Origin of the sequence: Bradyrhizobium sediminis (assembly GCF_018736085.1) — a bacterium.
Taxonomy (GTDB): domain Bacteria; phylum Pseudomonadota; class Alphaproteobacteria; order Rhizobiales; family Xanthobacteraceae; genus Bradyrhizobium; species Bradyrhizobium sediminis.
The window spans coordinates 4,837,542-4,851,360 of the sequence record NZ_CP076134.1 but is presented as its reverse complement, the minus strand read 5'-3'; the positions used below and the strand labels follow the sequence as shown (position 1 = coordinate 4,851,360).

Annotated in this window: 14 protein-coding genes; 8 read left to right on the top strand and 6 right to left on the bottom strand. The window is 65.1% G+C overall.

The genetic code is table 11. The features are described from left to right. The first annotated feature begins 21 nt into the window (after positions 1–21). From KMZ29_RS23340 to KMZ29_RS23325, 4 genes are all read left to right on the top strand, one after another. The gene (locus tag KMZ29_RS23340) at positions 22–846 is read left to right on the top strand and encodes a metal ABC transporter permease (protein WP_215624385.1); all 825 of its coding nucleotides are present in this window, start codon (positions 22–24) and stop codon (positions 844–846) included. A 10-nt stretch (positions 847–856) separates the two neighbouring features. Then, positions 857–1,732, top strand: coding sequence for a metal ABC transporter substrate-binding protein (locus KMZ29_RS23335; RefSeq protein ID WP_215621398.1), 876 nt, complete (start codon positions 857–859; stop codon positions 1,730–1,732). Between the two features lie 61 nt (positions 1,733–1,793). Next, positions 1,794–2,840 (top strand): CobW family GTP-binding protein, encoded by a 1,047-nt coding sequence (locus KMZ29_RS23330; RefSeq protein ID WP_215621397.1) that lies wholly within the window; start codon positions 1,794–1,796, stop codon positions 2,838–2,840. Next, positions 2,840–3,859, top strand: coding sequence for a WD40 repeat domain-containing protein (locus tag KMZ29_RS23325; protein ID WP_215621396.1), 1,020 nt, complete (start codon positions 2,840–2,842; stop codon positions 3,857–3,859). Before KMZ29_RS23330 ends, KMZ29_RS23325 begins: the two co-directional genes overlap by 1 nt. A 53-nt stretch (positions 3,860–3,912) precedes the next feature. Here KMZ29_RS23325 and KMZ29_RS23320 read toward each other — a convergent pair whose 3' ends face one another. From KMZ29_RS23320 to KMZ29_RS23295, 6 genes are all read right to left on the bottom strand, one after another. Continuing rightward, complete coding sequence (locus KMZ29_RS23320; protein ID WP_215621395.1) at positions 3,913–4,125, bottom strand: hypothetical protein; 213 nt, start codon at positions 4,123–4,125, stop codon at positions 3,913–3,915. Positions 4,126–4,289: 164 nt separating this feature from the next. After that, positions 4,290–5,720, bottom strand: a complete 1,431-nt coding sequence (locus KMZ29_RS23315) for a homospermidine synthase (protein ID WP_215621394.1) — start codon at positions 5,718–5,720, stop codon at positions 4,290–4,292. A gap of 46 nt (positions 5,721–5,766) precedes the next feature. Beyond that, positions 5,767–6,153 carry a RidA family protein gene (locus tag KMZ29_RS23310; RefSeq protein ID WP_215621393.1) on the bottom strand — a complete coding sequence of 129 codons (387 nt, stop codon included), beginning with the start codon at positions 6,151–6,153 and terminating at the stop codon, positions 5,767–5,769. A gap of 93 nt (positions 6,154–6,246) precedes the next feature. Further along, entirely contained in the window at positions 6,247–6,819 is a 573-nt protein-coding gene (locus tag KMZ29_RS23305) for a GNAT family N-acetyltransferase (RefSeq protein WP_215621392.1), read from the bottom strand. Positions 6,820–6,937: 118 nt separating this feature from the next. Continuing rightward, positions 6,938–8,080, bottom strand: coding sequence for a type III PLP-dependent enzyme (locus tag KMZ29_RS23300; protein WP_215603573.1), 1,143 nt, complete (start codon positions 8,078–8,080; stop codon positions 6,938–6,940). A 656-nt stretch (positions 8,081–8,736) separates the two neighbouring features. Further along, entirely contained in the window at positions 8,737–8,997 is a 261-nt protein-coding gene (locus tag KMZ29_RS23295; protein ID WP_215621391.1) for a hypothetical protein, read from the bottom strand. Positions 8,998–9,130: 133 nt separating this feature from the next. Between KMZ29_RS23295 and KMZ29_RS23290 the strand changes: the two genes are divergently transcribed. From KMZ29_RS23290 to KMZ29_RS23275, 4 genes are all read left to right on the top strand, one after another. Next, a complete protein-coding gene (locus KMZ29_RS23290; protein ID WP_215621390.1) occupies positions 9,131–11,221 on the top strand; it encodes a M3 family metallopeptidase in 2,091 nt (696 codons plus the stop codon). A gap of 7 nt (positions 11,222–11,228) precedes the next feature. After that, positions 11,229–11,870 (top strand): DUF1007 family protein, encoded by a 642-nt coding sequence (locus KMZ29_RS23285; RefSeq protein ID WP_215624384.1) that lies wholly within the window; start codon positions 11,229–11,231, stop codon positions 11,868–11,870. Between the two features lie 137 nt (positions 11,871–12,007). After that, positions 12,008–13,060: a nickel/cobalt transporter gene (locus tag KMZ29_RS23280; protein WP_215621389.1), complete on the top strand. Its 1,053-nt coding sequence runs from the start codon at positions 12,008–12,010 to the stop codon at positions 13,058–13,060. A 17-nt stretch (positions 13,061–13,077) separates the two neighbouring features. Then, positions 13,078–13,512 (top strand): acyl-CoA thioesterase, encoded by a 435-nt coding sequence (locus tag KMZ29_RS23275; RefSeq protein ID WP_215603568.1) that lies wholly within the window; start codon positions 13,078–13,080, stop codon positions 13,510–13,512. The last annotated feature ends 307 nt before the right edge of the window (positions 13,513–13,819 follow it).

Below are 13,819 nucleotides of genomic sequence, written 5' to 3'. Positions count from 1 at the left end.
CCCTTCACCGAATTCGAATTCATGCGCCGGGCGCTGGCGGCCGTGATCGCGCTTGCGCTGGGCGCCGCGCCGATCGGCGTGTTCCTGATGCTGCGGCGGATGAGCCTGGTCGGCGACGCCATGGCGCACGCCATCCTGCCGGGGGCTGCGATCGGCTTTTTGCTGTCGGGCCTCAATCTGTTTGCGATGACGTTCGGCGGCATGATCGCGGGCTTCACGGTGGCGATCCTGGCAGGCTTGGTCGCGCGCACCACCGAATTGAAGGAAGACGCCTCGCTCGCCACCTTCTACCTGGTGTCGCTGGCTACAGGCGTGACTATTGTCTCGATCAAGGGCACCAATATCGACCTGCTGCACGTGCTGTTCGGCAATATCCTTGCGATGGACGACCAGACGTTGCTGGTGATCGCCTTCAACGCCACCATCACGCTCGTGGTGCTGGCGGTGATCTATCGCCCGCTGGTGATCGAATGCGTCGACCCGGTGTTCCTGCGCACCGTCAGCCGGGCCGGCGCTCCGGCGCATCTGGCGTTTCTCGCGCTGGTCGTGGTCAATCTGGTCAACGGCTTTCACGCGCTCGGCACCCTGCTCGCGGTCGGGCTGATGATCCTGCCCGCCGGCATCGCGCGGTTCTGGTCGCGCGACATCACCGGCATGATCTGCATCGCGGTCGCGAGCGCCGTCGTCTCCGGCTATGCGGGGCTGGTGCTGTCGTTCCAGACCCGCATTCCCTCCGGCCCGGCGATCATTCTGGTGGCCGCGGTGCTCTATGTCGTCTCGGTGCTGTTCGGCAGCGTCAGCGGCATGGTGAGGCAGCTGTTTCCCGGCAAGCATCTCGAGGCATAGCGGCGAACCGATGCGGCGTTTTCAATTCTTGTTCGCCTGTTTGATGCTGATAGCGGCGGTCGCCCCCGCGCGTGCGCAGGAGCGCCTCAACGTCGTCGCCTCCTTCTCGATCCTCGGCGATTTCGTGCGCAACGTCGGGGGTGATCGCGTCAATGTCACGACGCTGGTCGGCCCCAACAGCGATGTCCATGTCTATTCTCCGACGCCGGCGGATGCGAAGAAGATCGCCGACGCCAGGCTCGTCATCGTCAACGGCCTCGGGCTGGAGGGATGGCTGCCGCGGCTGGTGCAATCCGCGGGCGGCAAGGCAAGGATCATCGCCGCGACCGACGGCATCGCGCCGCGCAAGCTCGGCTCCGATGCCGATCCGCATGCGTGGCAATCGGTCGCCAACGCGAAAACCTATGTCGCCAATATCAGCGCCGCGCTTGCCGCCGCCGACCCCGCGGGCGCCGAGGGTTATCGCGCCAATGCGACCGCCTATCTGGCGAAACTCGATGCGCTCGACCGCGAGGTGAGGGAAGCGGTGGCGCAGATTCCGGCGGCGCGCCGCAAGGTGATCTCGACCCACGACGCCTTCGGCTATCTCGCCTCGAGCTATGGCATCGCCTTCATCGCGCCGCTCGGCGTCTCCACCGAATCCGAGGCCAGCGCCCGCGATATCGCCCGCATCATCACCCAGATCAGGACCCAGAAAATCCCGGCGGTGTTTCTGGAAAATATCAGCGATGCCAGGCTGATCGGGCGGATATCGGCCGAGACCGGCGCCAAAGTCGGCGGAACGCTCTATTCCGACAGTTTGACGGGCGAAAAGGGCGATGCCCCCACTTACATTGAGATGGTCAGGCACAATATAAAGGCCCTGACCAGCGCGCTCGCCAATTAGGGCAGGGGCCTCCCTGCTGCCGGCGCAGCCCCCGCGCAAATACCGCCTTTCCGGAGTGACTATGGCTGAACCTTCTTCTCCAAAAATTCCCGTGACCGTGCTGACGGGCTATCTCGGCGCCGGCAAGACCACCCTTCTCAACCGCATTCTGTCGGAAAACCACGGCAAGAAATACGCCGTCATCGTCAACGAATTCGGCGAGATCGGCATCGACAACGACCTGATCATCGGCGCCGACGAAGAAGTGTTCGAGATGAACAATGGCTGCGTCTGCTGCACCGTGCGCGGCGACCTCGTGCGCATCCTCGACGGGCTGATGAAGCGCAAGGGCAAGTTCGACGCCATCATCGTCGAGACCACGGGCCTCGCCGATCCGGCGCCGGTGGCGCAGACCTTCTTCGTTGACGAGGACGTGCAGAACAACGCCCGGCTCGACGCGGTGGTGACGGTCGCCGACGCCAAATGGCTGGCCGAGCGGCTGAAGGACGCGCCGGAAGCCAAGAACCAGATCGCGTTCGCTGACGTCATCGTGCTCAACAAGACCGATCTCGTCAGCAAGGCGGAACTTGCCGAGGTCGAGGCCCGGATCCGCGCCATCAACCCCTACGCCAAGCTGCATCGCACCGAGCGCTGCCAGGTCGCACTGTCGGACGTGCTGGAGCGCGGCGCGTTCGATCTCGACCGCATCCTCGAGCTCGAGCCGGAATTCCTGCAGGCCGGCGACGATCACGACCATGATCACGATCATCACCACGGCCATGACCATCACCACGATCACGGCCATGGCGGCATCAAGCACTATCACGACGAGGACATGCAATCGCTGTCGCTGCGCTCGGACAAGCCGCTCGACGCCACCAAATTCATGCCGTGGCTGCAGAACCTCGTCGCGAGCGAGGGCCAGAAGATCTTGCGCTCCAAGGGCATTCTCGCCTTCAGCGACGACGACGACCGTTACGTGTTCCAGGGCGTGCACATGATGCTGGAAGGCGACCACCAGCGCGCCTGGAAGGAGGGCGAGCCGCGCGAGAGCCGCCTCGTCTTCATCGGGCGCGAATTGCCCGAGCAGAGCATCCGTGACGGCTTCGAGCGTTGTATCACCACGTGATGAAAGAGTTCGATCCCGGCAGCAATGCCGCTTCCATCGTGTCGGTCACCGACCGGGTGCGCCCGGTCAGGATCGGCGCGCCCGTCACCTCGGTGCATTTCCTCGGCGAGCGCGCCGCCTTTGTCGGCGCCGAGGAAAACGTCTTCCTGGCCAGCGGCGACGGCGAAGTCTCGCCGGTCGCGGTCCATGGCGGCGGCATCCTGTGTGCGGCGTCCGACGGCGCGCGCATCGTCATGGGCGGCGATGACGGCAAGCTCGTCGCGCTCGACGGCAAGGGCGAGGTAACGCTGCTGGCGACCGACGCCAGACGGCGCTGGATCGACAATGTCGCCGTCCATCCCGACGGCGCGTTCGCGTGGTCGGCCGGCAAGACCGCCTTCGTCCGCAGCGGCAGAGGCGAGGACAAATCACTCGATGCGCCCTCCACGGTCGGCGGGCTGGCGTTTGCGCCGAAGGGTTTGCGGCTCGCGGTCGCGCATTACAACGGCGTCACCCTGTGGTTTCCCAACATGGCGGCGAAGCCGGAAGTGCTGGAGTGGGCGGGCTCGCATCTCGGCGTGGTGTTCAGTCCCGACAACAAGTTCCTGGTCACGGCGATGCACGAGCCGGCGCTGCATGGCTGGCGGCTGGCGGACACTAGGCATATGCGCATGACCGGCTATCCCGGCCGCGTGCGGTCGATGTCGTGGAGTGCCGGCGGCAAGGCGCTTGCGACCTCGGGCGCCGATACCGTGATCCTGTGGCCGTTCGCCAGCAAGGATGGCCCGATGGGCAAGGAGCCCGCGATGCTGGCGCCGCTCAAGGCGCGGGTTTCCATGGTCGCCTGCCATCCGAAGCAGGACATCCTCGCCGCCGGCTACAGCGACGGCACCATCCTGATGGTGCGGCTGGAAGACGGCGCGGAAATCCTGGTGCGCAAGAACGGCGGCGCCCAGGTCGCAGCACTGGCCTGGAACGCCAAGGGCACGCAACTCGCGTTTGCGGCCGAGGATGGCGATGCCGGGTTGCTTGCGCTGTAGCCGTCCGATCGGGCCACCGCGGCTGATCCGAGACGCCAACCATTGCCCGACGGTCAGCGCGCGCCCTTGAGCATGCAGGACGTCGAGCAGGTGCTGGTCACGCCGCGATCGCAGGCGAGGCAGGCGCCGACGCACTGCTTCATGTCCTTGGGATTGTACGGGCTGTAGAGCTTGCTGGCGCAGGCGATCGAGCCGGTCACGTCATTGTCGGGCTTGCAGGCAGCCAATGCCGCAGCCGACAGGATGATGACGATGATGGCGCGCATGGTCGGCGCTCCTCTGAAGGAGCCCTCGCGCGAAACGTTGCCGCGGCGACGGCTCCAGGCCTTCGCAAACGAAGACTTTCTTCAGAATGACGCAAGATGGTTAATTCGCGGTTACGAGGGCCGCAAGATGCGCATCAGCGCGTCTCACGGTTGGCCCCTGCGCCTCAACGCACCAGCACGTTCCTGAACTGCCAGGGGTCCGACGTGTCGATGTCTTCCGGGAACAGGCCGGGCCGGTCGGAGAGCGGCGTCCAGTCGGTGTAGAAACCCTTCACCGGTCCGAGATAGGGCCGCTGGATTTCGAGGCAGCGGTGGAAATCCATCTCGTCGGCCTCGACGATCCCGGCGCCGGGATTTTCCAGCGCCCACACCATGCCGGCGAGCACCGCCGAGGACACCTGCAACCCGGTGGCGTTCTGGTACGGCGCGATCTTCCGGGTCTCCTCGATCGAGAGCTGCGAGCCGTACCAATAGGCGTTCTTGGCGTGGCCGTAGAGCAGCACGCCGAGTTCGTCGATGCCGTCCTCGATCTCGTTCTCGTCGAGGATGTGCCATTTTTCCTGCATCTTGCCGGTGGCGCCGAAGATCTCGTGCAGCGACAGCACCGCGTCGTTGGCGGGGTGATAGGCGTAATGGCAGGTCGGGCGGTAGATCACGGTGCTGCCCTCGCGAACGGTGAAGTAATCCGCGATCGAGATCGACTCGTTATGGGTGACGAGAAAGCCGTATTGCGCGCCCGGCGTCGGACACCAGGAGCGCACGCGGGTGTTGGCGCCGGGCTGCAGCAGATAGATCGCCGCACCACAGCCGTAATTGTGGATGCCGGCATTGTGCGGCACCCACTTTTCATGGGTGCCCCAGCCGAGCTCGGCCGGCTGCAGGCCCTCGGAGACGAAGCCCTCCACCGACCAGGTGTTGACGAACACGTCCATTGGCTTCGGCTTCTTGGAGCGCTGGGTGTCGCGCTCGGCGATATGGATGCCTTTGATGCCGAGCTTGTGGGCGAGCTGGCCCCAGCCCTCCCGGCTCTTCGGCTCGTTGTAAGGCGTATTGGTGTCGCGCGCGATGTCGAGCAGCGCCTGCTTGACGAACCAAGACACCATGCCGGGATTGGCGCCGCAGGTGGACACCGCGGTCGGCCCGCCCGGGCTCTTGTGCTTGGCCGCGAGCAGGGATTCGCGCAGCGCGTAGTTCGAGCGCTTTTCCGGGCCGATATTCTTGTCGAAGTAGAAGCCGAGCCACGGCTCCACCACGGTGTCGATGTAGAGCGCGCCGATCTCGCGGCACATGGTCATGATGTCGACCGACGAGGTGTCGACCGACAGGTTGACGCAAAAGCCCTGGCCGCCGCCGGCGGTGAGCAGCGGCACCAGCACCTCGCGGTAGTTGTCGCGGGTCACGGCCTGCTTGATGAAGCGCACGCCGTGCTGTTTCGCGAGCTCGCCGTCCTCATGCGGGTCGATGATGACGAAGCGCGACTTGTCATAGTCGAAATGCCGTTCGATCAGCGGCAGCGTGCCTTTGCCGATCGAGCCGAAGCCGATCATGACGATGGGTCCGGAAATTTTCGCGTGGATTGGCGCGGACGGGCTCATGGGTTGGTCTCCGGGGATTGGATGCGCTGAAAGCGCGAAGGAGGGGTCAGGTGCGCCGCTTCGCGGTGACTTCGATCTCGACCTTCATCTCGGGCTTGTAGAGCCCGCCGACCACCAGAAGCGTCGCGGCCGGGCGGATGTCGCCGAGAACTTCGCCGCAGACCGCGAAATGGGCGTCCGCGTCCTTGATGTCGGTGATGTAGTAGGTCGCCCGCACGATGTCGGCCATCGCGAACCCGCCCTCTTTCAAGGCGGCTTCGATGGTCTTGAAGCAGTTGCGTGACTGGCTCGTGAAATCCGGCGGCATCGTCATGGTGGCGTAGTCGTAGCCGGTGGTGCCGGCCACGAAGGCAAAATCGCCGTCGATCACGGCGCGGCTGTAGCCGGCGGTTTTCTCAAACGGCGAACCGGTGGAAATCAGGCGGCGGGGCATCGTATCGACCTCGGGCAGACCATGGCGTGGCTGTAATTGAAGCCACGCAATGCCGCGTCTTGACCCTCAAATCAAGCGGCGTGAGAGGCCAATTTACGGGCCTTTCCCGCCGGCCGCGCCTTGCCTTTCGGCGCCTGACGGCACGATCATGCCCCAGGCACTGTCGAGCGCGCCGTCGCGCAGTTCAAGGCCGAGCAGGCGGTCGCGCTCGAACGGGCCGGGCAGCGCCAGTTCGCCGGTCTTGAGGGCGGAGAAGCCGAAGCGGGCATAATAGGGCGCGTCGCCGAGCAGGATCACCGCGCCATGGCCGCGGGCTTTCGCCGCCGCCAGCGCGTGGTCCATCAATGCCGCGCCGATGCCGAGTTCGCGGCAGGCGCCGTCCACCGCCAGCGGGCCGAGCACCAGCGCTGGCTTGCCCCCGGCGCCGACGTGCCACAACCGCACGGTTCCAACCAGCCTGCCGTTCGCCGTGGCCGAGAAGGCAAGGCCTTCGGCGGGCGCGTAGCCGTCGCGCAGGCGCTGACAGGTGCGGGCATGGCGGTTGGCGCCAAAGCAGGCATCGAGCAGCACTTCGCGCGCAGCGACGTCCGAGCTTCGCTCGCCGCGGATCGCGAACGCAGCGGCGTCGGAGATGAGGGCAACGGGGGTCTTCCGCAAAGCAGCCATGGCACGTCAGTCCTCGCATCCGGCGGCAGCAAGCGCGGGAGGCGTTGTCGGCGAATCGGCAGGTGATGGGGAGGGAGCCGGCGCGCCGGCTCCCGACTAGTCGGGCCTCAACGAGGCCTCAGATGTGGTAGGTCCGCAGCGGCGGGAAGCCGTTGAACGCCACCGACGAGTAGGTCGACGTATAGGCGCCGGTGCCTTCAATCAGCAGCTTGTCGCCGATCTCGAGCGTCACCGGCAGCGGGTACGGCATCTTCTCGTACAGCACGTCGGCGGAATCGCAGGTGGGGCCTGCGAGCACGCACGGCGTCATTTCCGCGCCGTCATGCGGCGTGCGGATGGCGTAGCGGATCGACTCGTCCATCGTCTCGGCGAGACCGCCGAACTTGCCGATGTCGAGATACACCCAGCGCACCTCGTCCTCGTCGCTCTTCTTGGAGATCAGAACGACTTCGGTCTCGATGATGCCGGCATTGCCGACCATGCCGCGGCCCGGCTCGATGATGGTTTCCGGGATCTGGTTGCCGAAGTGCTTGCGCAGCGCGCGGAAGATCGACCGGCCGTACTGCACCACCGGCGGCACGTCCTTGAGGTACTTGGTCGGAAATCCGCCGCCCATGTTGACCATGGACAGGTTGATGCCGCGCTCCGCGCAGTCGCGGAACACCGTCGAGGCCATCGCCAGCGCGCGGTCCCACGCCTTCACCTTGCGCTGCTGCGAGCCGACATGGAACGAGATGCCGTAAGCTTCCAGGCCAAGGCGCTTGGCGAGGTCGAGCACGTCGACCGCCATTTCCGGATCGCAGCCGAACTTGCGCGACAGCGGCCACTCGGCGCCGGCGCAGTCATAGAGAATGCGGCAGAACACCTTCGAGCCGGGGGCGGCGCGGGCGATCTTCTCGACTTCGGCGGAGCAGTCGACCGAGAACAGGCGAATGCCGAGCGCGAAGGCGCGCGCGATGTCGCGTTCCTTCTTGATCGTATTGCCATAGGAGACGCGCTCCGGGCTCGCGCCGGCGGCGAGCGCCATCTGGATCTCGGCGACCGACGCGCAGTCGAAGCACGAGCCCATCGAGGCCAGCAGCGACAGCACTTCCGGCGCCGGGTTGGCCTTGACTGCATAGAACACGCGGCTGTCCGGCAGCGCCTTGGCGAAGCTCTGGTAGTTGTCGCGCACGACTTCGAGGTCGACGACGAGGCACGGCTCGACGTCCTGGCCCTCGTTGCGGCGGTTGCGCAGGAATTCCTGAATGCGTTCGGTCATAGCACCCTCCCAAACGGCCCAGCGACGGGACACGTTCAAAAATGATCTCGGATAAGAGCGCTCCGGCCACATCGCGCGATGGAGGCGCAACGAAGCCAAAAGACTCAGACCGAACTGTGCTGCCGTGGATTGGTTGGGAAGGATCCCGCCCGCACACCTGGCAATGAAGGACAAGCCTCTTCGGTATTCGCGCCGGCTGGTGGAAAGCCGGCAGAGACCAAAAAAGCCCGATCCGTCGTTGCTTTAAGTCGCGTCCCCCGTTGAGAACGAGGTGCGCCGGTTCGCCTCCGGCTGCCAGTCACGGTTGCAAGGAGCGAAGAGACCTTCAACGGCATCTCTTGAGAGAGATGCTGGCCACTCGGACTTGAGCGACCCTCGGTTCTTCATCCCCTTGGCGGCTGTCCGGCCTCTTGTCCGGATACCTACCGACTGACACACGACCACAGGCACGTGCGAAATTGGGCAACACGGGAAATAGGGGTTTTGAGTCTGCTTCGCAACAATTTTTTTAGGCTGGGGACAAATTTGCCTAACATGTGCTTGCAGCGCCGCTGCTTGCCGCGCGCGGCGACGAACATGAACAGACGTTAAGTTACTTTAAGGAAGCGTAAGCGTTTTTGAGGCAAGCGCCACGCGGCTTTGTTGCTTCACGCGACTCAGGCGCGGCGCGTGAACGGCTCGACGCGCTGCGCGGCGCGGATGAACGCCACCATGATGAAGACGCCGAGCGCGAACAGCACCGCCTGCAGGATGTGGGCGCCGGTGTCGTCGAGCCCGAACAGGATCGCGAGCGCCCAGCCGCCGGCGAACGCCGCGCCGAACACCTCGGCGCCGATCAGGATCGCCGCGCTGATGACGGTGATGACGCTGGGCCAGAGGATCCGGCGGGAAGCGGTCGGGGAGGGCTGCGAGCTCATGGGTCCAAAGGTCCTGTTGCGGGCCGCAATCTCTATGAAAAGGCCTCCGCTATCAAGCGTAAAAGGCCCAAAAAAGCCCCATCAGGTGCTATAGGTTCCTGCAACTATTCGGGACCAGAAACGGGAAATCTTGATGTCGGAAACCACGGAAATGGCGGCCAGCTCGCAGGCCCAGGCAAACCCGCTTTTGCAGGCGTGGCGGACCCCGTTCGAGACCCCTCCGTTTGCGGAGATCGTGCCGCAGCATTTCCTTCCCGCCTTCGAGCGGGCCTTCGCCGACCATGCCGCCGAGATCGCCGCGATCGAGCACGATCCCTCCACGCCCGATTTCGCCAACACCATCACCGCGCTGGAGCGCTCGGGAAAACTGCTCTCCAGGGTGTCGGCGGTGTTCTACGACCTGGTCTCGGCGCACTCCAACCCGGCGCTGCTCGAGATCGACACCGAGGTGTCGCTGCGGATGGCGCGGCACTGGAATCCGATCATGATGAACGCGGTGCTGTTCGGCCGCATCGCCATGCTGCACGAAAACCGCGCCACGCTTGGGCTCACCGGCGAGCAGATGCGGCTTTTGGAGCGCACCTATACCCGCTTCCACCGCGCCGGCGCCGGGCTCGACGAGGCAGCCAAGAAGCGGATGGCCGAGATCAACGAGCGGCTGGCGCATCTCGGCACCTCGTTCAGCCACCATTTGCTCGGCGACGAGCAGGACTGGTTCATGGAGCTCGGCGAGGCCGATCGCGACGGCCTGCCGGACAGCTTCATCGCAGCGGCCAAGGCCGCCGCCGTCGAGCGCGGGATGGAAGGCAAGGCGATCGTGACGCTGTCGCGTTCCTCGGTCGAGCCGTTCCTGAAGAGCTCCACCCGGCGCGACCTGCGCGAGAAGGTGTTCAAGGCCTTTACCGCCCGCGGCGACAACAACAACGCCAACGACAACAACGACATCATCGTCGAGATCCTGAAGCTGCGCGAGGAAAGCGCCAGGCTCCTGGGCTTCCCGACCTTCGCCGCCTATCGCCTCGAGGATTCCATGGCCAAGACGCCGGAAGCGGTGCGCGGCCTGCTGGAGCGGGTCTGGAAGCCGGCCCGCGCCCGGGCGCTGGCCGATCGCGATGCCCTGCAGGCGCTGGTCGCCGGGGAGGGCGGCAATTTCGCGCTGGCGCCGTGGGACTGGCGCTACTACGCCGAAAAGCTGCGGCAGATCAGGGCCAATTTCGACGACGCCGCGATCAAGCCCTATCTCTCGCTCGACCACATGATCGCCGCCGCCTTCGACTGCGCCACCCGCCTGTTCGGCGTCAGCTTCACCGAGCGCAAGGACATCCCGGTCTGGCACCCCGACGTGCGGGTCTGGGAGGTCAGGGACGCCCAGGGCAAGCACAAGGCGCTGTTCTATGGCGACTACTTCGCCCGCTCCTCGAAGCGCTCCGGGGCCTGGATGACCTCGCTGCGCGACCAGCAGAAGCTCGACGGCGAGGTGGCGCCGCTGATCATCAACGTCTGCAACTTCTCCAAGGGCGCCGACGGGGAGCCGTCGCTGCTGTCGCCGGACGACGCCCGCACTTTGTTCCATGAATTCGGCCATGGCCTGCACGGCATGCTGTCGAACGTGACCTACCCTTCGCTGTCGGGCACCAGCGTGTTCACCGATTTCGTCGAGCTGCCGTCGCAGCTTTACGAGCACTGGCAGGAGCAGCCGCAGGTGCTGCGGCAGTTCGCCCGCCATTACCAGACCGGCGAGCCGCTGCCGGACGACCTGCTCAAGCGCTTCATCGCCGCGCGCAAGTTCAACCAGGGCTTTGCCACCGTCGAATTCGTCTCCTCGGCGCTGATCGACCTCGAATTCCACACCCAGCCGGCCGAGGCCAGCCGCGACGTGCGGGCGTTCGAACGGGCCGAGCTGGAGAAGATCGGGATGCCCGAGGAAATCGTGCTGCGGCACCGGCCGACCCAGTTCGGCCACATCTTCTCCGGCGATCACTATGCGTCCGGCTATTACAGCTACATGTGGTCCGAGGTGATGGACGCCGACGCGTTCGGCGCCTTCGAGGAAACAGGCGATATTTTCGATCCCGCGGTTGCCAAACGGCTGCACGACGACATCTATTCGTCGGGCGGCTCGCGCGATCCGGAGGATGCCTATGTCGCGTTCCGCGGCCGTGAGCCGGAGCCCGACGCGCTGCTGCGCCGGCGCGGCCTGCTGGAAACCCCTGAGGCTGCCTGAGGTGAATATGATGAAAAAGGGATTGCTGGGCCTGCTGCTGCTGGCCGGAATTCTCGGCTTCGGTGCGAAGCAGGCGCAGGCCCATCCGCATGTCTGGATCACCGCCTCTAGCGAGTTGGTCTATGCCCCCGACGGCACGGTCACCGGGGTGCGCCATGCCTGGACCTTCGACGACATGTTCTCGACCTACGCGCTGCAGGGCCTGGAGACCAAGACCAAGGGCGTCTACAGCCGCGAGGACCTGGCGCCGCTGGCGCAGACCAATGTCGAATCGCTGAAGGAATTCGACTATTTCACCTTCGCCAGGGCCGAGGGCAAGAAGCAGAAATTCCTCGAGCCGGTCGACTACTTCCTCGACTACAAGGAAGGCGCGCTGACGCTGCATCTCACGCTGCCGCTGAAGACGCCGCTGAAAGCCAGACAGCTTGCGCTGGAAGTATTCGATCCGGCCTACTTCATCGACTTCAAATTCGCCGACAAGGACCCGATCAAGCTGGTCGGGGCGCCGGCCGCCTGTCAGATGAAACTGCAGCGGCCGACCGACGGCACCGCCGAGGCGCAAAAGCTCAATGAACAGAATTTCATGAGCGGCGACAATTCGAACTACGGCGCGATGTTCGCCAACAAGATCTCGGTGGAGTGTCCGTGACGCCGCCATCCCGCTCTGGAGCGTTTTCAAGCGAAGTGGAGGCCGGTTCGCGTCAAGAAAACGCGTCAAATCGAGAATCTGGAGCCCCGTTTCGATTCTTTCGAAACGGAAAAGGCTCGAGTTTTGCACGCGGAGTCATGGTCTGCATCGCGGCGGCGGCCGCCATTCTGGCGCTCGACGGCCTCGTCCATGTGCTGATGGCGCAGACGCCGTTCGGCGCGCCGCGGCGAGCCCCTGCCGAGCCGCAGGTCGGCGGCATCGTCGGCTGGCTGCTGGCCAAGCAATCGGAATTCTACCGCGAGATGTCCGCGACCATCCGCGCCGCCAAGTCCGACGGCTCGGCGGTCTGGACCCTGCTCGCGATTTCCTTCGCCTACGGCATCTTCCACGCCGCCGGCCCCGGCCACGGCAAGGCGGTGATCTCGTCCTACCTGGTCGCCAACCAGGAGACCGCGCGGCGCGGCATCGCGCTGTCGTTCGCCTCGGCGCTGATGCAGGCGCTGGTGGCGGTCCTGATCGTCGGGATCTGCGCCTGGCTGCTCAACGCCACCGCGAAAACCATGTGCGGGGCCGAAAAGGCGATCGAGATCGCGAGCTACGCGCTGATCGCGGCCTTCGGCGCCCGGCTGGTCTGGACCAAGGGCGGCGGATTCATCCGCGCGCTGCAAACCCGCGAGCCGGCGCCTGCGCTGGTCGCCGCCGCGCATCATCACGGCCATGATCACGACCACGACCATGGTCACCATCATCATGATCACGGCCACCACCATCACGATCATGACCCCGGCCACGTCCATGACGAGCATTGCGGCCATTCCCATGGTCCCGATCCCAGCGAACTCGCCGGCCCCGGCGGCTGGAAGCGCGGGCTGGGGGCGATCCTGGCGGTCGGTGTCCGGCCGTGTTCGGGCGCGATCCTGGTGCTGGTGTTTGCGCTGGCGCAGGGCCTGTTCTGGGCCGGCATCGCCGCGACCTTCGTGATGGGGCTCGGCACCGCGATCACGGTCGCGACCATCGCCGTCATCGCGGTGTCCGCCAAGGATTTGGCGCGGCGCCTCAGCGCCGGACGCGAAGGCGGCGGCGCACTGGTGATGCGCGGCATCGAATTCGGCGCGGCGGGGCTGGTGCTGCTGTTCGGGGTCGGTTTGCTGTTCGGCTATCTCGCGGCCGAACGGGTGACGTGTCTGTAGAGGTTAGACGGGAATTGATGTCACGCGAGCAATTCTGGTTCTTCCACCCGTTTCGGGTGCGATACTCCGAAATCGATGGCCAGGGCGTGGTGTTCAACGCGCATTATCTGACCTATTTCGATACGGCCATCACCGAGTATTTCCGCGCTTTGGGCTACGACCAATATGCTGACGCCAAGAAGACCGGCGTCGACTTCCACGTCGTCAAATCGCTCATCGAATACAAGGCGCCGGTGCTGTTCGACCAGGAAATCGACACCGGCGCGCGGGTGGCGCGGATCGGCAATACAAGCCTCGTCTTCGAACTCGCCATCTTTCTGAAGGGCGGAGCGGATGCACTCGTGACCGGCGAGATCGTGTGGGTCTACACCGACCAGCAGTCCCATCGTCCGGTTGCCATCTCGAAACCGATCCGGGACCTGATCGCGACACGGGAGCGGCATCTGGCGTGACGGCGCGTTGCCCGGCACGGACCACGCGCCGGGCCTCGCGACCGCAACGTTGCTCCCACACACCGATCCGAACGCCTGTATCCCTTCATCGCAACCTCCTTTGCTGAAGCGTTGCGACGACCGGTTGAATCCGCCCTGGATCGCGCGGTCAAGCCGGGCGACGACAGTTCTGGTGTGGCGGCCTATCACAGCATCATTGCGAGGATCTCTTGCGACGAAGCAATCCATGCCGCCGCTTGCCGATGAATGGAGTGCTTCGTCGCTGACGCTCCCTTGCGCAAACGCTTCGCGTTTGTCGCAGGCAATG